Annotated in this window: 20 protein-coding genes and 1 riboswitch; of the genes, 3 read left to right on the forward strand and 17 right to left on the reverse strand. The window is 73.8% G+C overall.

Annotation, left to right across the window (positions count from 1 at the left end):
* The first annotated feature begins 50 nt into the window (after positions 1-50).
* Positions 51-767, forward strand: a complete 717-nt coding sequence (locus AC07B0_RS07100; protein ID WP_478897112.1) for a dioxygenase family protein — start codon at positions 51-53, stop codon at positions 765-767.
* On the opposite strand, the gene AC07B0_RS07105 is transcribed toward AC07B0_RS07100, so the two are convergent.
* The 3 genes from AC07B0_RS07105 to AC07B0_RS07115 all read right to left on the reverse strand — a co-directional run bounded on the left by AC07B0_RS07105 (position 746) and on the right by AC07B0_RS07115 (position 3900).
* A complete protein-coding gene (locus AC07B0_RS07105) occupies positions 746-2050 on the reverse strand; it encodes an MFS transporter (protein WP_478897114.1) in 1305 nt (434 codons plus the stop codon). The genes AC07B0_RS07100 and AC07B0_RS07105 overlap by 22 nt on opposite strands.
* A complete protein-coding gene (locus AC07B0_RS07110; protein ID WP_356876618.1) occupies positions 2050-3207 on the reverse strand; it encodes a PLP-dependent cysteine synthase family protein in 1158 nt (385 codons plus the stop codon). The genes AC07B0_RS07105 and AC07B0_RS07110 overlap by 1 nt, the downstream gene beginning before the upstream one ends.
* A 285-nt stretch (positions 3208-3492) precedes the next feature.
* Positions 3493-3900 (reverse strand): hypothetical protein, encoded by a 408-nt coding sequence (locus AC07B0_RS07115; RefSeq protein ID WP_478897116.1) that lies wholly within the window; start codon positions 3898-3900, stop codon positions 3493-3495.
* Between the two features lie 276 nt (positions 3901-4176).
* On the opposite strand from AC07B0_RS07115, the gene AC07B0_RS07120 reads away from it, so the two are divergent.
* The gene (locus AC07B0_RS07120; protein WP_469377974.1) at positions 4177-5445 is read left to right on the forward strand and encodes an MFS transporter; all 1269 of its coding nucleotides are present in this window, start codon (positions 4177-4179) and stop codon (positions 5443-5445) included.
* Between the two features lie 16 nt (positions 5446-5461).
* On the opposite strand, the gene AC07B0_RS07125 is transcribed toward AC07B0_RS07120, so the two are convergent.
* The 6 genes from AC07B0_RS07125 to AC07B0_RS07150 form a co-directional block, all read right to left on the reverse strand.
* A complete protein-coding gene (locus AC07B0_RS07125; protein ID WP_478897118.1) occupies positions 5462-6832 on the reverse strand; it encodes a YcaO-like family protein in 1371 nt (456 codons plus the stop codon).
* Positions 6832-6984 carry a hypothetical protein gene (locus AC07B0_RS07130; protein ID WP_356876610.1) on the reverse strand — a complete coding sequence of 51 codons (153 nt, stop codon included), beginning with the start codon at positions 6982-6984 and terminating at the stop codon, positions 6832-6834. The genes AC07B0_RS07125 and AC07B0_RS07130 overlap by 1 nt, the downstream gene beginning before the upstream one ends.
* Positions 6981-8297 carry an MDR family MFS transporter gene (locus AC07B0_RS07135; protein WP_478897120.1) on the reverse strand — a complete coding sequence of 439 codons (1317 nt, stop codon included), beginning with the start codon at positions 8295-8297 and terminating at the stop codon, positions 6981-6983. Before AC07B0_RS07135 ends, AC07B0_RS07130 begins: the two co-directional genes overlap by 4 nt.
* Positions 8298-8449: 152 nt before the next feature.
* On the reverse strand, positions 8450-10369 hold the full coding sequence (locus AC07B0_RS07140) for a helix-turn-helix domain-containing protein (RefSeq protein ID WP_478897122.1): 1920 nt from the start codon (positions 10367-10369) through the stop codon (positions 8450-8452).
* A 16-nt stretch (positions 10370-10385) separates the two neighbouring features.
* Positions 10386-11759: an MFS transporter gene (locus tag AC07B0_RS07145; protein ID WP_469377981.1), complete on the reverse strand. Its 1374-nt coding sequence runs from the start codon at positions 11757-11759 to the stop codon at positions 10386-10388.
* Between the two features lie 157 nt (positions 11760-11916).
* Positions 11917-12261, reverse strand: coding sequence for a hypothetical protein (locus AC07B0_RS07150; RefSeq protein WP_478897125.1), 345 nt, complete (start codon positions 12259-12261; stop codon positions 11917-11919).
* A 120-nt stretch (positions 12262-12381) separates the two neighbouring features.
* Here AC07B0_RS07150 and tsaD point away from each other — a divergent pair, with 120 nt between their 5' ends.
* Positions 12382-13422: a tRNA (adenosine(37)-N6)-threonylcarbamoyltransferase complex transferase subunit TsaD gene (gene tsaD / locus AC07B0_RS07155; protein ID WP_478897252.1), complete on the forward strand. Its 1041-nt coding sequence runs from the start codon at positions 12382-12384 to the stop codon at positions 13420-13422.
* Between the two features lie 7 nt (positions 13423-13429).
* On the opposite strand, the gene AC07B0_RS07160 is transcribed toward tsaD, so the two are convergent.
* The 8 genes from AC07B0_RS07160 to AC07B0_RS07195 form a co-directional block, all read right to left on the reverse strand.
* A complete protein-coding gene (locus tag AC07B0_RS07160; protein WP_478897127.1) occupies positions 13430-14251 on the reverse strand; it encodes an ABC transporter ATP-binding protein in 822 nt (273 codons plus the stop codon).
* Positions 14248-15285, reverse strand: coding sequence for a FecCD family ABC transporter permease (locus tag AC07B0_RS07165; RefSeq protein ID WP_356876680.1), 1038 nt, complete (start codon positions 15283-15285; stop codon positions 14248-14250). Before AC07B0_RS07165 ends, AC07B0_RS07160 begins: the two co-directional genes overlap by 4 nt.
* Positions 15286-15341: 56 nt before the next feature.
* Entirely contained in the window at positions 15342-16331 is a 990-nt protein-coding gene (locus tag AC07B0_RS07170) for an ABC transporter substrate-binding protein (protein WP_478897129.1), read from the reverse strand.
* 270 nt (positions 16332-16601) lie between these two features.
* Positions 16602-16733, reverse strand: a complete 132-nt coding sequence (locus AC07B0_RS07175) for a hypothetical protein (protein ID WP_356876584.1) — start codon at positions 16731-16733, stop codon at positions 16602-16604.
* A gap of 67 nt (positions 16734-16800) precedes the next feature.
* Positions 16801-17020: riboswitch (cobalamin riboswitch) on the reverse strand.
* A gap of 158 nt (positions 17021-17178) precedes the next feature.
* Positions 17179-17760, reverse strand: a complete 582-nt coding sequence (locus AC07B0_RS07180) for a TMEM165/GDT1 family protein (protein WP_469377987.1) — start codon at positions 17758-17760, stop codon at positions 17179-17181.
* A gap of 213 nt (positions 17761-17973) precedes the next feature.
* Positions 17974-18819, reverse strand: a complete 846-nt coding sequence (locus AC07B0_RS07185) for an ECF transporter S component family protein (protein ID WP_478865679.1) — start codon at positions 18817-18819, stop codon at positions 17974-17976.
* Complete coding sequence (locus AC07B0_RS07190) at positions 18816-20474, reverse strand: ABC transporter ATP-binding protein (RefSeq protein ID WP_478897132.1); 1659 nt, start codon at positions 20472-20474, stop codon at positions 18816-18818. The genes AC07B0_RS07185 and AC07B0_RS07190 overlap by 4 nt, the downstream gene beginning before the upstream one ends.
* Positions 20471-21655 (reverse strand): energy-coupling factor transporter transmembrane component T, encoded by a 1185-nt coding sequence (locus AC07B0_RS07195; RefSeq protein ID WP_478897134.1) that lies wholly within the window; start codon positions 21653-21655, stop codon positions 20471-20473. Before AC07B0_RS07195 ends, AC07B0_RS07190 begins: the two co-directional genes overlap by 4 nt.
* Positions 21656-21658: the final 3 nt, after the last annotated feature.

The following is a 21658-nucleotide window of genomic DNA, read 5'->3' on the forward strand; positions in this document are numbered from 1 at the left end:
GTGGGCGGCCGTCCGCGTGCGACGGTCCAGGAACGCTGCGAGGGGTTCGCATGGCCGAGTACGACGACACCTCCCGGACCAGCCGCCGCGCGGTGCTGCTGGCCGCCGGTTCCGCGGGGGCGGCCGCGCTGACCGCCGCCTGTACCGGCCCGGCCGGGGTACGCGGATCCGCCGGTCAGGCCTCGGCCGCCGCGCCCGCGGCCGCCCAGTCTTCGGGCGGCAGCGCCGCCCCCGGGTGCGTGCTCACGGCGGAGGCAGGTGAAGGCCCGTACTACCTCGACCTGGACAAGGTCCGGTCGGACGTCACGGAGGGCCGCAAGGGGGTGCCGTTCCGCCTCGACCTGACGCTGGTCCGCATGTCGGCGGGCTGCCGGCCGCTCGCGGACGCCGCCGTCGACATCTGGCAGGCCGACTCCTCGGGCACCTATTCGACGGGCAAGGCCACCTTCCTGCGCGGGACGCAGATCACCGACGCCACCGGCCGGGCCGTGTTCCGTACGATCGTGCCCGGCTGGTACGCGGGCCTGGCACCGCACATCCACTTCAAGGTGCGTCCCGACGCGGGCGCCGGGACCACCTCGCAGTTCTTCTTCCCCGAGGACCTCCTCCTGAAGGCGTACGCGCTGGCGCCCTACGACCGCCGGCGCGCTCCGAAGCACCCCAACGAGCGCGACGACCGCTACCGGGCCTCCGGAGCCGCCATGACCCTCAAGCCCCTCGCCGACGGCTCCGGGTACCGCGCCGCCTACACCGTCGGGATCGCCTGAACCCGCTCCGGGGGCGCCGGAGTCAGGCGGCCGCCGCGGTGCAGTCCGTACAGCGCGGCGGTGCAGCCGACACCGAGGGCGCAGAGCACCAGCCAGGGCAGCGCCGACATCCCGGCGGCCCGCGCGGTGTCCAGCGCGGCGCCCGTGAGCAGGTTGCCGACGGCGATGCCGATGCCGCAGACCGTGTTGTAGAACCCGTAGTGCGTCGCCACGAGACGGTCCCCGCTGAGCCGGACGATGGTGTCCATCTCGAAGGGGTAGGCGATCATCGTGCCCAGCGCCAGCATCAGCGCCGACAGCGCCGGCGGCCCCGCGGCCAGCAGCTTCGCCCCCGTTCCGCCGGCCGGGACGGACACCAGTGAGGCGGCCAGCAGCGGCAGGAAGGCCGCCCCCATCGTGAGCAGCCCCCAGGTCAGCGCGCGGCCCGGCTCCATCCGGGCCTTGCACCACGCGGTGACCCGCGTCTGGAACAGGATCGTGCTCAGCCCCGACACGGCGAACAGGCCCGCCACCGCCGCCGTGCCGAAGTCCCCTCCACCGCCCAGGCGCCGGACCTCCAGGGGGAGGGCCAGGTACACCTGGAAGGTCATCACGTACGAGCCGATCATGGCCAGGGAGAACAGCAGGAACGGCCGGTTGGCGAGGATGCCGCGCCACTGGGCGAGCACCTTCTCGCGCGGGCCGTCCGTCCGGCCGGCGGCGTCGTTGCCCCGCCGGGCGGGCAGGGCCCGGATCTGTACGGCGCCGAGCACGGCGAAGACGGCGGCGGCGGTCAGGCAGGTGACGCGGAACCCGATGCCCGTCAGCACCATCCCCACGAGGGGGCCGAGCAGGATGCCCGCTTGGTAGAAGACGTTGAACAGGGCGAACGCCTCGACCCGGCGCCCGCCCGAGGCCGCGGCGAGGTACGCCCGGGTGGCCGGGTTGAACAGGGCCCCGGCCAGGCCCGTCGCGGCGGAGGCGGCGATCAGCGCGGGGACGGAGCCGACCAGCCCGAGGGTGGCGAAGCCGGCGACGCGCAGCCCGAGCCCCGCGATGATCATCGGCTTGTAGCCGAGGCGGTCGGCCAGCGTCCCGCCGATCAGGAACATCCCCTGCTGGCTGAAGTTGCGCACGCCCAGGATCAGGCCGACCGTCCAGCCGGCCAGCCCGAGCGGCCCCGCCAGGTGCGCGGCCAGGTAGGGCATGAGCATGTAGAAGCCGAGGTTGATGGTGAACTGGTTCACCATCAGCAGTTGCACGCAGCGGTCGTACGAGCGGACCTGCGCGAGGGTGCCCGCCATCACGCCCGCTCCTTCGCGCCGGCCGCGCCTGCCGTGCCCGCCGCGCCCGCCGTGCCGTTGGTTCCGGCCGTGCCGTTCGGGCTGCCGAGGGTCAGTGGGTCGACGACGGCCGCGCACCGCGTCCAGCGGGTGACCTCCCGCTCGTCGGGACGGCCGATCGTGTCGGGTTCGGCGGCGGGAGGGGAGTCCAGCAGGCCGTGCGCGGCGCAGTAGTCGTCGTCGTAGACGCTGCCGAGGTAGCGCTGCGGGCCGTCGGGGAAGACCGCCGCGATCCGGGAGCTCACGGGCAGGGAACGGGCCAGCCAGCCGGCGACCAGGGCGACCGCGCCGACGCTCCACCCGCCGGCCGCGTAGTGGGAGGCGGCGAGCCGGCGGCAGGTCCAGACGGCCTCCGCCGGGGCGACCCAGTGCACCTCGGAGAACTGCTCGTAGGCGACGTTGCGCGGATGGATGCTCGAACCGAGGCCGCGCATCAGCCGGTTGCGGGCGGGCTGTCCGAAGATGGTGGAGCCCACGGTGTCCACCCCCACCAGCCGCAGGCCGGGGTACAGCTGCCGCAGGACGCGCGAGATCCCCGCCGAATGGCCCCCGGTGCCGACGCTGCACACCAGCACGTCGACGTGCCCGAGCTCGGCGGCGAGTTCGAGGGCCAGCGGGGTGTACGCGGTGGTGTTGTCGGGGTTGTTGTACTGGTCCGGGCACCACGACCCCGGATGGCGCCGCATCAGCTCGGCGACCCGGTCGCGGCGTGCCTGCTGCCAGCCGCCGGCCGGGTGCGGTTCGGCGACGACGTCGACCCGTGCCCCGTACGCCGTCAGCAGGCGGGTCATCGACGGCTCCAGTCCGGGGTCGGTGACCAGGGTGACGGGATGTCCGTAGACCATGCCGGCCAGCGCGAGACCGAGGCCGAGGGTGCCGCTGGTGGACTCGATGATCCGGGCCCGGGGCGCGAGATCGCCCCGGGCGCGGGCCCGTTCCACCATGTGGAGGCCGGGCCGGTCCTTGATGCCGCCGGGGTTGAAGCCTTCGAGCTTCGCCCAGAAACCGCGCCCCGTCCGGGACAGCGGATCCGAGACGCGCAGCAGGGGAGTGTTGCCGACCAGCCCGGACAGGGTGGCACGGCTGGGGGGTGTGATGCCGGTGATGGGGGGATGCATCGTTTCCGCTCTCGTTCGATGGAGCCGGGTGATCGCACGTGCGGGTGCCGTCGCACGGGGCGTTCGGCATGCGGAGTACGGCGTGCCGAGTACGCCCCGACGGGGTGGGCCGGGGCGGCGGAGCCCCGCGCGGGGAGGATCGGGACGGGCGTGCCGGCGACCGCCGCCGGGCGGTCGGCGGGGAGGCCCGGGGAGCCGGGGTCGCGGTCGACGCCGACCGGCGCGGGGCCGGAGGACGGGCGCCGAGGGCCCCGGAGGGCGCGGCTCTGCCGGGGCCGGGGGCGGCTACACCCGCAGGACGGCCGAGGTGACGGGGAGCGCCGGCCCCTGCCGGGCGGGGCCGGATCCGGCACGGTGGTCCGGATGAGCGGCCCGGACGCAGCCGGGATCGGCGTGCGGGGCGGTGGACGCGGCGTCCGACACGGCCCCCTGACGCGGCGGCAGCGGCGCGCACTCGTGCGCCGGATGGGCGGGATCGTGACCGGCGGCGGGCGCCTGCGACGGCACGGCACTGCTGACGGCCTGCGTCACCGACGGGCCGGACGCACCGGAACCCGGATGCGCCTCCCCGCTCTGCGCGGCCGTGCCGTGCGCGCAGAACAGGCCCAGCAGCAGCACGGCCAGAGCGAGCAGGCGCGGCAGGCCCGCCGAAGTGCGGGCCCGCGCGGTGCCGTGCGAGCGGTCCGTGACCATGACGCGATGCTAGCGCTCCCTTCCGTCCGACGGTGGATGTCGATTCGGACATTGGAAAACAGGCCTCTCCGGGGTGAAGGGGCGTCAATTCCTGCCGCGCCGCGCCGGTGGGGGCGGCAGAGCCCGGGTACGGCAACCGGACGTTAAATTCGGCAGGGGTCAGTGCATTCCACGTCAAGGACCGCATATTTCCCGCCAGGAAATGGCGACTCGTGGCTACGGTTCCGATCATGATCTGACTGGAGGAGGAGCCGCGATGATCGCCCTGGTGCGGGAGTGAACAGGTTCAGGACCACTTTCGAGGCCCTGTCCGTACGCAACTTCCGGCTCTTCGCGGGCGGCCAGCTGCTGTCCGTCACCTGCACCTGGATGATGATCGTCGCGCAGGACTGGCTCGTACTGTCCCTCTCCGGAGACTCGGGCACGGCACTGGGCCTGGTCACCGCCCTGCAGTTCACCCCCGTCCTGCTGCTCACCCTCTACGGCGGACGGCTCGCCGACCGGTACGACAAGCGCGTACTGCTCATCTGCGCGAACGCCGCGTCCGGAGTCCTGTCCCTGCTGCTCGCCCTCGCCGTCCTGCTCCCGGGCGCCGAGCTCTGGCACGTCTACCTCTTCGCCTTGGGACTGGGCACCGTCAACGCCGTCGAAGTGCCCGCCCGGCTCTCGTTCGTCAGCGAGATGGTCGGCGCCGAGCTGCTGCCGAACGCGTCAGCCCTGAGCGCCGCCTACTTCAACGCGGCCCGCGTCGTCGGCCCCGCCCTCGCCGGCCTGCTCATCAGCCGCTTCGACACCGGCCCCGTCATCGCGCTCAACGCCGTCAGCTACCTCGCCACCGTACTCAGCCTGCTGGCCATGCGGCCCGGCGAACTCCACCGGGGCGGCGCCCCGCAGCGCGCCACGAAGGTCGCGGACGGACTGGCCTACGTCAGGAGCCGCCCCGACCTGCTGCTGCCCATGGCGCTGGTCGCGGTCGTCGGCATGTTCGGCTTCAACTTCCAGCTCACCCTGCCGCTCCTGGCGAAGACCGTCTTCCACGCCGACTCCGCCGCCTTCGGACTGCTGGCCAGCGCACTCGCCGCGGGCTCCCTGCTCGCCGCCTTCGCCACCACCGCCCGCCGCGGACGGCCCTCCGCCACCCTCGTCGTCGCCTCCGCCATCGCCTTCGGCCTGCTGGAGACCCTCACCGCGTTCGCCCCCACTTTCACCACCGCACTGGTCCTGCTGGCGGCCACCGGCTTCGCGACGATCACCTTCGCGCAGGCCGCGAACCACCGCATCCAGCTCGGCAGCGATCCCCGCTTCCGCGGCCGCGTCATGGCCCTCTACGCCCTGATCCTGCAAGGCTCCACCCCCGTCGGCGCGCTCCTCCTCGGCTGGCTCGCCGAGCACTGGGGAGCCCGCTCCGGCCTCTACGTCGGCGGGCTGGTCTCCCTGGCCGCGGCGCTCGCGGTCCTGGCCGTCCAGCTGCGCCGCACCGACACCGGCGCGCTCCCGGACGAGGACACCCGCCCGAACCGCCCCGGCGTGCCCGGCCACCGCTGAACGGGCGCCGGGACCCCTACCCGTGCGGCATCGGGAAGGTGTTGAGCCCTTCCTCGTCCAGCGGGCGGCCCCGCCAGCCGAGCCGCACCGCGGCGTCCCGGAGCCTGCCGCCGCCGAGCGGCCGGTACGCGGCGGGCGCCGCCCCGGCGGTCCCGGGCACGAGGACCCGTACGACGTACGTGCCCCGCGCCGCCTCCGCGTCCGACGACAGCGGGACCACGACCACGTCGCGGCCCGCCGCCGCGACCCGGCCGACCAGCTCTTCGGCGCTGCGGTAGGCGGGCGCCGCCGGCTCCTCCCAGCGGCCCTCGGGCAGGTCCCACGCCCAGGGGGCGACCCGGTCGGCGGCCCTGCGGTCCAGGAACAGCTGCTGCTGGCACAGCTGCTCGACGACGTCCGTGCCGTCCGGCCGGTAGTCGTCGAGGTAGCGGCGGTCGCGCCGCCACGCCTTCAGCGGGGACCGGCGGCCCGGAGTTTCCGGCCGGGCCGCCGGGTCGTCCAGCGCCCGGCAGGTGAGCTGGAGCGAGTACGCCTCGGCCAGGGCCTTGGCGGCGGCCTCCGCGAAGCCGGCCCGCACGGCGGATCCGTACGTCAGCCAGCCCTCGTCGGTGCTGCGGACCCCCGCGGCCACGACGGGGACGCCGAACTCGTTGCCGACGGGGACCAGACGGACCTCGAAACCGCGCGGGGCGCCCCGCGTCAGCGCACGCAGCTCCTCCGTGAGGGGCAGCGCGGGCAGGGGATGCGCGTTGGCCCACCACACGGCGGTGGCATCGTGCTCGATGACCTCCTCCAGGCCGGAACGCAGCGCGAAGTCCGCCGAGGGACCCGCGGCGATGCCGCCGAGGGCGGGGAAGGCGTACAGCGGCTCGGGGCCCAGATGGGGCATGCGCGACCAGGCCGCGTACACCAGGAAGGCGGGTACGCGGACGGGCCGGCCGTCGACGGCGGAACGCCCCTCAACCCAGTGCGCGGGGGAGTCCGCCAGGAAGGGCCGGAAGGGGAATCCCGGACGGGCGTACTGGCGCGGCGAGTAGAGGACCAGCTCGCGCGGGTCCAGCGCGGGCACACCACGCCGGACCAGGTCCCGGTGGCTGCCGTACAGCATCCGGGACGGCTCGGGGGCCCGCGCGCCGACGTACCGCTCCACCGCCTCGCCCTCGGCGGCGCGCCGGGCCCGCTCCGGCACGTCCCAGGAGGTCCCGAAGGTCTGCGGGACGTCCGCGGCGCCCGTCACGTCCGAGACGGCCAGGTGCAGCCGGGGCGGAATCCCGCCGGGCCCGGCGAACACCCTCGTCCGGGAGACGAAGGCCGGGGACGGGCCGGAGCCCGGCTCCGGACGGCGGTCACCGTCCGGGCCGGGCCGCGAACCGGGCAGGGCCTGCATCAGGCCGCGTACGCCGCGACGCAGGTGTTGACGACGAACTGCTCCTCCTGCTCCGCCACGTACGCGGCGACGCAGGTGTTCGCGACGAACTGCTCCTCCTGCTCGGAGACGTACGCGGCGACACAGGTGTTGACGGCGAACTGCTGGTTCATTGCGTGATCCTCTCGGGTGACGTGCCCCGGCCGGTTCCGGCGGGGGCGGGCGAGGGCGGCAGGACGCCACCGTCGCCTTCGCGTACGGCTGTTGCCGCACGGAAGTTCTTGTGCCGGCGGACGATCAGCGCGCAGCCCGCGCCCGCGGCGGTCCCGGCGACGGCGCACACCGGCCACAGGGCGCCGGGCCCCCAGTGGTCGAGGAGCCGGCCCCCGCCGGCCGGCCCGACGAACGCCGCGCCCGACCAGGCGGCTCCGTACAGCCCGAGGTAGCGGCCGCGCCGGTGGACGGGCGCGAGTTCGACGGCCACCGCGCCGACCGTCGGGGCGAAGAGCATCTCCCCGAAGGTCCAGACGACGACGGTGAACGCGAAGGCCACCGCACTGTCGGCCACCGCGGTCAGCCCGAACCCGCCCCCGGCCAGCGCACCGCCGACCAGCAGCACCAGGGCCCTGGAGCGGCTCCGCAACAGCCGGGTGAGCGGGATCTGCAGGATGACGATCAGCAGGGCGTTCAGCGACATCAGCAGGCCGAACACGGCCGGAGCGTGCCCGTCCTGGGTCATCACGACGGGCAGCGCCGCGGCCTTCTGCTCGTACACGGCGCCGAAGACGAGAACGAGCACCACGAACAGGACGAAGAGCGGGAAGGACCGGTCGGCGCGCGGTGCCACGGAACCGGACCCCTGCGGGAGCGGTCCGGCCGGGGGCGTGGCCGCCCGCTCGGGGCGGGTCTCGGGGACCTTCACCAGGATCACCACGGCGCACAGCAGGGTGGTCGCGGCGTCGGCCAGGAAGAGCGGCGTGTAGCCGTAGCCGACGAGCAGGCCCGCCAGCGCGGCCGAGACGGCCGTTCCGGTGTTCACGGCCCAGTAGTTCAGCCCGAACGCCCGCTGCCGGTCCTCGGCCGCGACCACGTCCGCGAGCGCGGCCTGGGCGGCCGGACGTACGGAGGCCGCACCGAGTCCGGCGGCGAGCGCCGCCACGGCGAGCGCCCGGCGGTCCTCGCACAGGCCGAGCGCGGTCATGCTGACGGCGGTGAAGCAGTGCCCCGCGAACATGGTGGCCCGCCGGCCGAGCCGGTCGGCGAGCACCCCGCCGACGGCGGACCCGGCCACGGCGCCGGCACCGAGCAGCGAGACGACGAATCCGGCGTAGGAAAGGGAATGTCCCTGGCCTTCGGTGAGGGAAAGGGCCAGCATCGGTCCGGCGAAAGCGCCGAGCCAATTCACCAGAATGCTCGCCCAGATCCACCAGAACGCCGGAGGCAGTCCGCGCAGGCCGACGGGGAGGAGGAGCGCATTCGATTTCACCGGACTCTCCCCCTGGTCGCTGGAACAGATGATCAGATTCATCGATCCGGAGTATTGCGGTCAACGGAACAAGGGTTAAGTCATGTGCCTTTGTCGTCAGGGCGATTACAGGAATGTCAGCCCGGCGTGAACGATCTCCGAGGGAGCTCGGATCAAGGTCCGGGGAAGGGCGGGCGGGCCGCCACCTGGTGCAGCCTGAGCGCGAGCTGGAGCTCCAGGGCCCGGTCGGGGGACTGCCAGTCCGGGCCGAGGAGCCGGCCGATGCGGTCCAGGCGCTGGACGACGGTGTTGACGTGCACGTGGAGGGCGTCCTTGGCCCGGGACTGGCTCATTCCGGCGGCGAAATAGACCCGCAGGGTGTGCACGAGGTCGCTGCCGCGCCGCTCGTCGTACTCCAGCAGGGGCCCCAGCGTGCTCCGTACGTAAGAGGGCAAGTCGGGGCCTTCGCCCAGGAGCACGCCGAGGAAGCCGAGGCCGGCCAGCGTCCCGCCCTCTCCGGACCGGCCCAGTGCCCGCAGCGCCGACAGGCAGCGCAGGGCCTCCGCGTGCGCGGCGGGCAGCGCGGCCACCTCGCCGTCCGCCGCCGCCGCACCGACGGTCACCGGGCCCCCGACCGCCCGCCCGAGGGCCGCGGCGAGCGACTCGGCGTCGGCACCGGGCTCCTCCGAGGGGGCCAGGAGCACGGCGTGGTCGTGGTGGACGCCCGCCAGCCCCCGCCGCGCACGCGCCTGGTGCGCGGCCGCCGCGAGCAGCCGCGGCCGCGGAGCCGCATCGCTGTGCAGGACGAACAGGGCCCGGGGCCTGCCGAGGTCGACGCCCAGCCGGCGGGCGCGGACGGCCAGGCCCGCCGGATCCGCCGCGGGGCTCAGCAGATCACCGAGGAGCTCGCCGCGTATCCGGTCCTCGGTCTCGGCGACCGAACGGCGCAGGAGCAGCAGCAACGCCGTGACCGTGGCCGCGCGTTCGAACAGGCGCCGCCCGGCGTCGCCGAGGCCCGGCCGGCCGGTGAGGGTGACGCTGCCCAGGACCTCGGGACCGGCGAGCACCGCGCACACCCAGGTGCCGTCCAGCGGGACGGCCCGGCCGCCGGCCCGGGAAGCCGCGACGGCTTCGGCGGGCGCGGGACGGGAACCGGTCCGGGCCCGCGCCAGTTCCGTACCGTCGGCGTCGTGGATGAGGGTGCCGCCGTCGAGGAGCGTGCCGATGGCCGCGGCGACCTCCGCGAGGTCCCCGCCGCGCAGGACGAGCCCGGTCAGCCGGTCGTGGGCCTCCTCGGCCCGGCGCATCGCGTCGCTGTTCTCCTGGATGGTGCGGGAGGCGACGCCCAGTTCGGCGAGGGCACCGCGGGTCTCCTCCAGGAGCCGGGCCCCGTCGATGGCGATCGCCGCGTGATCGGCGAGCGAGGACAGCAGCGCCACCTCGCGGGCGGTGAACTCGCGCGGGCTGCGGTCGGCGGCGAACAGGACACCGATCACCTTCGGCCCGAGCCGCAGCGGCACGCCCAGGATGGCGTGCAGTTCCTCCTCGCCGACGGCTCTGTCGATGGGACGCGTGTGCCGGAAGCGCGGGTCGCTCTGGTAGTTCCCGGTGGCGTACGGGCGGGCGGTCTGGGCGACGAGCCCGCCGAGCCCCTCGCCCATGCCGAGCCGCAGCTGCTGGAACGCGGCCGACACCGAACCGTCGGTGACCCGCATGAACGTGTCGCCCGCGCTCTCGTCGTGGAGCGACAGGTAGGTGACGTCCGTGTGCAGGAGCTGCTTGGCGCGGTGGACGATCGCCCGCAGTACGGCGTCCAGGTCGCGCAGCGCCGCCAGGTCGCCCGCCGTGTCGAACAGCGCGGTCAGCTCCGCCTCACGGGTCCGGTGCTGCGCCAGCGTGCGGTGGATCTCCAGCGCCACGCGCGTGGCGTCCTCCAGGTCGGCCAGCTCCCCGGCGGGAGCACCGGCGGCGCGCGCGGCCGCCACCGGCCGGGCCAGGTGCTCGGCGGGAGCTCCGAGGGCCAGCAGACCGAGCAGGTCCCGTACGCCTGCCCGGGTCCGCGGGCCGTCCGGTTCCGTCACGGGGGTGAGCATACGGCCGGCGGCGGGGTCAGCCGCCGACGGGTGCCGACTCGGGGCGGGCGGCTCCGGCGGTGACGGTGTCCGGCCGGGTCAGGCTGCGGCCCTTGGTCTCCCGGGCCAGCAGCACGGTCACCGTCGTGACCAGCGCCGCCGCGCAGAGGTAGAGGGAGACCGGGAGGGAGGAGTCGTAGTCCTTCAGGAGTTCCACCGCGATGATCGGGGCCAGGGCGCCGCCGATGATGGAGGCGAGCTGCGAGCCCATGGAGGCACCCGAGTAGCGGACCCGCGTGTCGAACAGCTCGGATATGAAAGCCGCTTGGGGGCCGTACATCGCCCCGTGCAGGAGCAGACCGGCCGTGACCGCGACCGCGATCACCGGGAACGACCTGGTGTCCAGGAGGGCGAAGAAGGCGAACGCCCAGCCGGCCATGCCGACCGATCCGACGAGGGTGACGGCACGGCGTCCGATCCGGTCCGACAGCGCCCCCCACAGCGGGATCGTCACGAAGTGCACGGCGGAGCCGATCAGTACGGCGTTCAGTGCGTCGCCCTTCGGCAGCTGGAGGTGGACGGTGACGTAGACGAGGAGGAACGCCGTCAGGATGTAGTACGAGACGTTCTCGCCCAGCCGGGCGCCGATCGCCGTGAGGATGCCCCGCCGGCCGGTCCGCAGGACCTCGACGACGGGCGGCTTGCGCCGCCGGCCCGCCGCTTCCTCGGCCTCGGCCCGGGCCCGCGCCTCCAGGAACGCGGGCGACTCCGACACCGACACCCGGATCCACAGCCCGATCACCACCAGCACCCCCGACAGCAGGAACGGGACGCGCCAGCCCCAGGCGAGGAACGCCTCGTCCGACTGCACGGCCGCGAGCAGCGCGAGGACGCCGGTCGCGAGCAGGTTCCCGCCGGGGGCACCGGCCTGCGGCCACGAGGCCCAGAAACCGCGGTTCTTGTCGTCGCCGTGCTCGGCCACGAGCAGGACCGCCCCACCCCATTCGCCGCCCAGCGCGAAGCCCTGCACCAGCCGCAGCACCGTGAGCAGGATCGGCGCGCCGACGCCGATGCTCGCGTGCGTGGGCAGCAGCCCCATCGCGAAGGTGGCCCCGCCCATCATCAGGAGGCTGAGCACCAGCAGCTTCTTGCGGCCGATGCGGTCGCCGTAGTGCCCAAAGACCATCCCGCCCAGCGGGCGGGCGGCGAAGCCGACGGCGTAGGTGAGGAACGCGAGCAGGGTCCCCACGAGGGGGTCACTGGCGGGGAAGAACAGCGTGTTGAAGACGAGCGCGGCGGCGGACCCGTAGAGGAAGAAGTCGTACCACTCGATGGTGGTGCCGATCAGGCTCGCGCTGATGATGCGCGCGATGCCCGACCGGGCCGGCGCGGCCGTTGCGGGGGAGACCATGTACACCACTTCCAGGTGCTCGCGGGGACGTTCGTGTCGCCACAACGTAGAAGTCCCCGGAGCCGCCTGATATGTGGCGGGCCCTCACAATCGGCGGGCCGCCCATGTACCCGGCCACCACGCTGCCGGGGGTGTTGGCTCCGCCGCCCGCGACCGGTCAGCCGGCGGGGCCCTCCGGCCGGGCCGGCGGGGGGCACGGACGGGCCGGATCCCGCCCCTCGCCGGTGCCGCTGCCCGCCCCGCGTTCGGCGAGCATGCGGGCCAGGTCCTCCTGCCGTCGCGCGGAGTTGCTGCCGTCGAGCTGTCCGGCGAAGGCCCGGCGGGCCGCCTCCACGAGGCCGTCCGGGACGTTCGGACGGGCGCGGGCGATCGCCCACAGGGCGCTGTCGGTGTAGTCGTCGAAGCCCTGGCAGCTGCGCAGGCCCCGCCCCGCGAGCGCGGCCGCGAGTGCCCTGTCGAAGTTGTCCCGCAGTTGCCGGGGGCTGGGTCGCCCACTGCGCATGGCCGTCTCCGTCCTCGGGTGGATCCGTCGGTCCCCGTCATGGTCGGGCCACCGAGTACCTTGTTGCAAGTAACTTGCAGGTGCACAACGGATGCGAAAGAGGTTGTGGTGGGCTCTCCTGTGGTGCTGGGCATCGAGTCCTCGTGTGACGAGACCGGGGCCGGGATCGTGTCCGGCGGGCGGCTGCTCGCGCACGTGGTGGCTTCGAGTATGGACGAGCACGCCCGCTTCGGCGGGGTGGTGCCGGAGATCGCCGCCCGCGCGCACGTGCAGGCCTTCAACCCCGTCGTGCGCGAGGCCCTGGAGCAGGCGGGGCTGGACATCTCGGACGTCGACGCCGTGGCCGTGACCACCGGACCGGGTCTGTCCGGCGCCCTGCAGGTGGGGCTGGCCGGGGCGAAGACCCTCGCCTACGCGGCCGGGGTCCCGCTGTACGGGGTGCACCACCTCGCGGGGCACGTCGCCGCCGACACCCTGGAGCACGGACCGCTGCCGAACCCGTGCATGGTGCTGATCGTGTCGGGCGGCCACACGTCGCTGCTGTTCGTACGGGACCTCGTGCGCGATCCGATCCTGCACCTCGGCGACACCGTGGACGACGCCGCCGGCGAGTGCTTCGACAAGGTGGCCCGGGCCCTCGGCCTGCCCTACCCGGGCGGCCCCGCGATCGACCGGGCGGCCCGCGGGGGCGACGGCCGCGCGGTGGCGTTCCCCCGGCCCCTGACACGCCCGGGTGACGCCCCCTACGCCTTCTCGTTCTCCGGGCTCAAGACCGCCGCCGCGCGCTGGGCCGAGCAGCACCGGATCCGGGGCGAGGACATCCCCCTCGCCGACGGCGCCGCCTCCCTCCAGGAAGCCGTCGCGGACGTACTGACCCGCAAGGCGCTGGCCGCCTGCGCGGAGTACGGGGTGCGGACCCTCGTCGTGGTGGGCGGCGTGGCCGCGAACTCGCGGGTGCGGGCCCTGGCCGAGGAACGGTGCGCCGCCGCCGGGATCGAGCTGCGGGTGCCGCGGATGACCCTGTGCACCGACAACGGGGCGATGATCGCCGCCGTAGGCGACCTCCTGGTCCGCGCGGGCGCGGACCCCGCACGGCTCGACGTATCGATCGACCCGTCTGCCCCCTTGGAGTACGCGGCGCTCCACCCCGCCGCCCGCTGACGCGACCTCAGCCGGGACCGGCGGACCCCGGCCGTTCGCGGCCCGGCAGGACGCTGACGAAGGGCACCCCGGTGCGCGGATGCTCGATGACCTCGGCCTCGACCTCGTAGACCTCGGACAGGAGCGGCGCCGTGAGCACCTCCCCGGGACTTCCCGTGACGACGACGCGGCCCCCCGCCATCACGCAGATCCGGTCGCAGAACGCCGCCGCGAGGTTCAGGTCGTGCAGCGCGACGACGGCGGTGACGCCGAGCCGCCGGACGAGCCGCAGGGCGTCCAGCTGGTGGCGCAGGTCCAGGTGGTTGGTCGGCTCGTCCAGGACCATCGTCCCCGTGCGCTGGGCCAGCGCACGGGCGATCAGGACCCGTTGCTTCTCCCCGCCCGACAGCCGGTCGAACGGCGCGTGCGCCAGCGCGCCGACGTGGAGCTCCTCCAGCGAGCGCGTGATGACGTCGCGGTCGTCCGCGTCGTCACCCGCGAAGGCCCGCTTGTGCGGGGTGCGGCCCATGGCCACGACGTCGTACACCGTCAGCTCGAAGTCCCCGGACGTCTCCTGCAGCACGGCCGCCAGCCGCCGGGCGAGCCGCTTGCCCGGCATCCGCCAGACGTCCTCGCCGTCCAGCAGCACCCGGCCCGACGTGGGCCGCAGCGCCCGGTAGAAGGTGCGCAGCAGCGTGGACTTGCCCGCGCCGTTGGGGCCGACCAGGCCCACCACCTCGCCGGGTGCCACGCGCAACGACACCCCGTCGACGAGGGCCTTGCCGTCCACGACGACGCTGACGTCCTCGGCGTCGAGGGAACCGGGCTCACAGATCGGTCGGTTCGTCACCGGGCCGCCTTACGTCGCATCAGCCAGAGGAAGAAGGGACCGCCGACGAGGGCGGTGAGGATGCCGACGGGAATCTCCTCGGGGCTCATGAGCGTACGGGCGGCCAGATCCGCCGAGATCAGGAAGGCCGCCCCCAGCAGCGCGGCGGCGGGCAGCGCCCGCCGGTGGTCGGCGCCCACGAGCAGCCGCACCACGTGCGGCATGATGAGCCCGACGAAGCCGATCTGCCCGCTGACCGCGACGATCGTGCCGATCATCAGGGCGACCAGCGTGAACAGGGCGCCGCGGAAGCGGTGGACGTCCAGCCCCAGCGCCGCGGCGGCCTCCTCCCCGGCCAGCAGGAGGTTGAGCGGACGGCACACACCGAGCAACACGCCCGTCCCCACCAGGACGGCGCCGACCGGGATCCACACCGTCGTCCACGTGGTACCGGCCAGCCCGCCGAGCATCCAGCGCAGCGCGGACTGCGTCTTGTGCGGATCGTTCGAGGTGACGATCAGGAAGCTGGCCAGCGCCGACAGCACCTCGGCCGTGGCCACACCCGCCAGTACCAGCCGCACCGTCGTCATCCGCCCGCCGGAGCGGGCCAGGAAGTACACGGCGACCAGCGCGGCCAGGGCCCCGCAGAACGCGGCGACCGGCAGGGTGAACAGCCCGAAGACGCTGAGGTTCAGGACCAGGACGAGCACCGCCCCGACCGAGGCGCCCGAGGACACGCCCAGCAGCATCGGGTCGGCCAGCGGATTGCGGACCAGCGCCTGCAGCGCCATCCCGGCCACCGACAGACCCGCGCCCACCACACCGGCCAGCAGCACCCGGGGCAGCCGGACGTCGACGACGATCGTCTCGCGCACCGGCGTCCACGTCGGCTCGGCGAGGGCCGGGTGCACCCGGTGCAGCAGGATGCTCCACACCTGGTCGGCGGGGACGCTGATCGAACCCGCCGCGATCCCGGCCGTGGCGGCGCAGGCCACCAGGACGCCGAGGAAGGCCAGCACCAGACCGTACGGGAGCCCGGGGCGCCGTACGGGCACGGACGGGCCGGCCTCGCGGAGCGCGGCCCCCTCGGCCACGGGCGCCTTCGCACCGGTCACTGGACGCGGCCCGGATGCAGCTGCTTCGCCAGCGACTCGACGGCCGACGGCATCCGGACGCCGAGCACGGTGGAGGACAGGGGCAGGACCGCGAACCGCTGGTTCTTGATCGCGGGGACGTCCTTCAGCGCCGGGTGGGCGAGCAGGAACTTCTTCTTGTCCTCGACGGACTGGTCGCCGTAGTCGTAGATGACGACGGCCTCGGGGGCGCGCTGCGCCACCTGCTCGAACGAGACGTCGCCGAAGGCCTTGTCGAGATCGGCGAAGAGGTTCTCCCCGCCGGCCAGGCGCATCATCTCGTTGCCGACGCCCTTCCCGCCCGCGGTGAAGGCCGTCTTGTCACCGCTGTCGTACACGAAGAGCTTGGCCGGGGTGACGCCGGCGAGGCCGCTCTCCACCTTCCCGAGGGTGGCGTGCAGTGCCGTCAGCCGCTCCTCGGCCCGCTCCGGTACACCGAAGATCTTCCCGAGCGTGCGGATCTCCTCGTCCATCGAGGCCACGTTCACCGGACCGGTGGGGCACTCCTCGCTGTTGAGGTGGGTGTTGATCCCGGCCTTGGTGAAGGCGGCCCGGCCGCGCCCCTCCTTCTCGTCGAACGTCGAGGTCCACCCGCCGTACACGAAGTCGGGCTCGGCCTCCAGGAGCGCCTCGAAGGAGGGGTACTCCTTGGAGAGGACCTTCACGCCGTCGTAGGCGGCCTGGTACTCGGGGAGGATCTTGTCGTCCAGGTAGCCGGTGCCCACCATCGACTTCTCCAGGCCGAGTGCCAGCATGACCTCGGTCGCGTGCTGGTTCAGCGATACCGCGCGCCGCGGCGGGCGCTGGTACGTGGTGGTCACTCCGCAGTTGTTCACCGTGACCGGGAAGCCCTTGGCGGGAGCGCCCGCCGGGGGAGCGGCGGCGGGCGTTCCGCCCCCGCCGCAGCCGGATACGAGCAGGGCCGCGGCGATCGCGGACAGCAGGGACTTCGTGGGGTTGCGGGGCATGGATGGTCCTCTCACCGCGGATGGTTCGGATGTCTCTCGCGCCTCGCCGACGGACGCCCCGCGCCCGCCGCCGCACGCTGGGGCCACCGCAGACGGCTCGCGTCGGGCGGGATCCGGGTAGTGAGGGCTCGCGGGGCTGCGCGGGGTCTCGCGCCGAGGCCCGTGCTCCGGCCGACAGGACGGCACGGCAGTGCCCGGCAGGACGCGACGTCCTGGGGCGGGCCCGACGGGGGATGCCCGACGGAAGCCGGCAGGGGCTCGGCTCCGGGGCTACGGGGTGGTCGGCTCCGGGGCGGCGAACGCCGACGGGGCGGTGGCCGCACCCGTCACGGGCCCCGAGGCGCCCCGGTACTCGTCCGGGGTCCTGGAAACGCACCTCACGGTGGTGGTCCGGTCAGCCACGTCAACTCTCCTTCGCGAGTCGCGCCAGAAGGCCCCGGGGGTGCCCTCGGGACCACCGCACGGCGCATCGCCGTACGGCCAGCGGGCAGGTCTTCGGACTCGCGGGCGCGCCGCCCACTCGGGCGACACCTACTGGCCGTCGCTTCCCGGACCCGTTCGGGCCCAGTGCTCAATGACGGCGGTCGTTCCCACTCACCGCTGCGGGGCAGTCCCGGATTCCCACCGGGTTCCCTCTTACGACGCGTCCCGCCTGGTGGCAGGGGCGAACCAGCTGTGCCGACAGCCTACCCGTGACCACCCGGTGCCCGGCCCCCTCCGGTCCGGTCCGCCGCCGGGCGACGCCGAACGTACGGGCCACGACGCGAACGCACCCCCGGTACCGCCCACTTGCGGAGCGGGGGACCGGCTCCTGGCCCGCCTCCGGGGGCGGAGGCGGGCCACCGGGTCAGCCGGTGAAGGCCTCGACGAGGGTCCAGACGGCGAGACCTGCCATGCAGAGCGCACCGATGCGCTGGACGGTCTTCAGCGGCACCTTCTTCGCGATGAACTGCCCTGCCACGAGGGCGAGTGCGGAGACGGACATCAGGGCGAGGGCCGAACCGATCGCGGTGGGGAGCCAGCCGTTGGCGGCGGCCAGGTTGGCGGTGGTGATCTGGGTCAGGTCGCCCCACTCGCTGATGAAGACGGCCGTGAACGCGGTGGTGTAGACGGGCCAGAAACCGGTCACGATCTTGCCGGCGCCGTCTTCCTCGTCGTCGTCCCCGCTGCGGAGCAGCACGAACGCACCGAAGGCGAACAGGGCGGCGGAGACCAGCTTGACGGCCATGTCGGGCAGCAGGGAGAGCAGGCTGCCGGCGCTCACGGCGATGGCGACGTGCACGATGAAGGCGGTCGAGGTGCCGAACCACACGTACAGGGGCCGCATACGGGTGCCCATGGCCAATGAGGCGAACATGGTCTTGTCAGGCAGTTCGGCGAGGAAGATCAGCCCGAAGGCGGTGAGGATCGCCACAGGGTCGAGGGACATTCCGGGGTCTTTCTGCTGGGGCCGGGCCTCAGGCTCCGTCGGCACCCGTGCTGGGCGATGGGAAGAACCACTCGGCCCGGCACGACGAAGCAGCCCACATGGTCATGTGGGCCTGGTCATGCCGTAGCCGAAGGTCTCGTCCGCCCAGAATGCAGGGCCCGGTGGCCGGGATGCCCAAGGACATCCAGTGTGTCGACCAGCGGTATCGCAGGACTACTCCCCTTCGCTCCCACCACTGTAACCCCCCGGCCGGGATCCCCGGTCAGGGGGTTCGAAGCGGACCGGTGCCTGGAAGCGGGCCTTGCGGGCGGCGCGGCGGAACACGGTCAGCACGGCGGGGCCGGCCAGGCAGACGCAGACGAAGTTGGTGACGGCCCGGCCGGTGTCCCAGCCGAGGGAGGTCGCCAGGTCGAAGGCGAGGTACCGCTGGAACTGCTCGGTGAAGGGCAGACCCGGCAGGTAGGCGACGGAGCTGTTGGGGTCGAGGGAGAACGGCCAGAAGGAGAGGTTCAGGAGGAACCCGAAGAGATACCCGGACACCGATCCGTAGACCGCGAGCATCGCGACCTCCTTGCGGCCCGTGGCCCGGGGGAGGAACCCGGCGAGCATGCCGACGAAGGCGCAGCCGAACATCTGGTACGGCATCCAGGGCCCCACCCCGCCCGTGATCAGGGCGGAGGCGAACAGGGACGTGCAGCCGAGGGTGAAGCCGAAACCGGGGCCGTACACGCGCCCGGCGAGCACCAGGATGAAGAACACCGTCTCGATGCCGGCCGTGCCCGCGCCGAGCGGGCGGACGGCCGCGTTGACGGCCGACAGGACGCCCAGCATCGCCAGGGCCTTGGAGTTGATGCCGCCCTCGGCGATCTCCGAGATGACCACGCACAGCACGATGACCAGCAGCACGCCGAAGATCAGGGGCGGGGCGTAGTGGGAGCCGAACTTGCCCGGAGCGACGAGGAACGGCCAGAAGAACGCGACGACCCCGAGGAACGCGGCCATGGCGATGACGATCCCCGCCCGCGCGTTGATCCGGATGGCGGCGGCGCGTGCGGTCATGAGGCCGGGTCCGTCTCGTCGGCGGGAAGGGCCGCCGCCACTTGGGCGACCGTGAGGTAGGGGAGGGGGGCGAGGATCTTGGCCGTCTGGGGGGCGAAGACGGGGGAGGCGACGATGACCTCGCTGGTGGGGCCGTCGGCGACGACGTCCCCTTCGGCCATCACGACGACCCGGTCCGCGGCCCGCGCCACGAATTCCACGTCATGGGTGGAGATCACGACCGCCCGCCCTTCGGCGGCGAGGTCGTCCACGATCCGGATGAGCTCGCTCTTGGCGCGGTAGTCGAGTCCGCGGGTGGGTTCGTCGAGGAGCAGGACGCGCGGGGCCGCCGCGAGCTGGATCGCGAGGACCAGGGCGAGCTTCTGGCCCTCGGAGAGGTCGCGGGGGTGGGTGGCGCCGGGGATGCCCGGCGCCAGCCGGTCCAGGATGCTCCGGGCCGACGCGGTGGCCGCCGGCGTCACGCCGGACTCGGTGTCGGCCTGGTCGAGCTCCTGCTCGACGGACTCCAGGTAGAGGAGGTCGGTGGGGGTCTGCGGGACCAGGCCGACCAGGCCGCGGGCCGCTGCCGCGGACAGCTTCTGCGGATCCCGCGGCGTGGAACCGGCGGGACCTCCGACGGCCACGGAGCCCGCCTTGCGCGGCCCCGAGCCCTGGAGGGCCCACAGGAGGGAGGACTTCCCCGAGCCGTTGCGGCCCATGAGCGCGGTGATCTCGCCGCCGTGCAGGGTCAGGCCGACCTCCCGTACCGCCGGTACGCCGTGGTACGCCACGGTGACGCCGCGAGCCGTGAGGAGCACCGGCCGGCCGGCCGGGGGCGCGGGCCGGACCGGCGGGGGCGTGCGGTCGGTCAGCCGGGTGCGCAGCGGGGCGGCGGCGCGGCGGGCGTCGCGGACGGACAGCGGCAGCGGGGACCAGCCCGCGGTCCGGCCGAGTTCCACGACGGGCGGCGCGATGGAGGACGTACGGAAGATCTCGGCGGGTGCCCCGGAGACGACGAGGCCGTCCCCCGGCAGGTGGATGACGCGGTCGGCGTACTGGACCACTCGCTCCAGCCGGTGCTCGGCGAGCAGGACGGTCACGCCCAGGTCGTGGACGAGGCGGGTGACGGCGGCCAGGACCTCCTCGGCCGCGGTGGGGTCCAGCGCCGAGGTCGGCTCGTCCAGGACCAGGACGCGCGGATGGGCGGTCAGCACGGAGCCGATGGCCACCCGCTGCTGCTGGCCACCGGAGAGCTCGTGCAGGGCGCGGTGGCGCAGGTCGGCCAGCCCGAGCAGATCGAGGGTCTCCTCGACGCGCTTGCGCATCGTGGCCGGCGGCACCGCCAACTGCTCCATCGCGTAAGCGAGTTCCTCCTCGACGGTGTCGGTGACGAAGCCGTCGAGCGGGTCCTGGCCCACGACCCCGACGACGTCGGCGAGTTCACGGGGCGGGTGCCGGGCGGTGTCGCGTCCGTCGACGAGGACGCGGCCGGACAGGGTGCCGCCGGTGAAGTGCGGGACGAGGCCGTTGACGGCGCCGAGCAGGGTGGACTTGCCGACGCCGGTGTGGCCGACGACCAGGCACAGCTCGCCCTCCTCGACGGTCAGGTCCACGTCGCGGAGAACGGGTCCGGCCGTGTCCTCGTACTGGACGGTGACCTGGTCGAAGGTGATCACTTGGGTTCCTCGGTGCGCTGTGCGGGTACGGCCGCCCGGGCGGGCGTGCTCGGGGGCGGTGCCAGGAACCCGGCGGTGCCCGCGAGGAGGACCGCGGCCGCGGGTACGAGCGGCAGGGTGGGCCAACTGAGCGGATAGATGGAGGGGTTGAGCTCGGCGGCGTTGAAGCCGACGTTCGTGAACAGCAGGACGGCGGAGAGGACCCCGCATCCGGCGACGGCCCATTCGGCGAAGCGCCAGGGATCGGGGCGGTACGTGGTCCGGGTGACGCGGCGCCCGCCCAGGCGCAGGCCGGCGAAGCACAGCAGCGCGCCCGCGCCCATGGCGGGCAGGCCGAGCAGCTTGGGGGCGGTGGCGTCGAGGAGGCCGTACGCCCCGGCGCACAGTCCGCACATGCCGAGCAGCATGAGGGCGCCGGTGGCGCGGCGGGAGCGGCGGGTGGCCGTGCCGGCGCGGCCGTAGCCGCGGGAGTCCATGGCGGCGGCCAGGCGCAGCGAGCGCTCCAGGGCGTCTTCGAGTACGGGGACGACGATCCCGCGCAGGGCCCGGAGGCCCTTGGAGCGGCCGGCCCGCAGCCGCTTGGCGCGGTGCACGCGCTGGACGCTCTGCACCAGTTGGGGCGCGACGCTGATGGACACGGTGACGGCGACGCCCAGCTCGTAGAGGGCTCCGGGCAGGATCCGCAGGGCCCGTTTGGGGTTGGCGAGGGTGTTGGCGGCGCCGATGCAGCACAGCATGCAGGCCAGGCGCAGCCCGTCGGTCGCGGCGGAGAGCAGCGCCTCCAGGGAGACGGGGCCGCCGAGCTGGATCCCGGCGTACCAGTCGGGGGTGGGGATGTGGGGGAGCGAGAACAGGAAGTGGTCGCGCGGGGTGATGCCGGTGGCGAAGACGGCACGGAAGAGCACCCGGATCGCGACGACGGTGAGGGCGAGGTAGAGGTAGTACTTGAAGCCGCGGGCCCAGGGGGCTTCGGTGCGGCGCATGGTGATGACGTAGCCGAGGACCGCGAGGACGAGGAAGAGCAGCAGCGGGTTGTTGGTGCGGCTGACGGCGGTGGCGAGCGCGAGCGCCCAGATCCACCAGGCGACCGGGTGCAGGGTGCGGGGCAGACGGCGGCCGCCCGCGTCCGGCGCGGGGCCGGATACGGGCGGCTTGGCCGCGGCCGTGGTGGTGCGTGACACGCG

This window comes from Streptomyces sp. NPDC044704, from assembly GCF_056433525.1.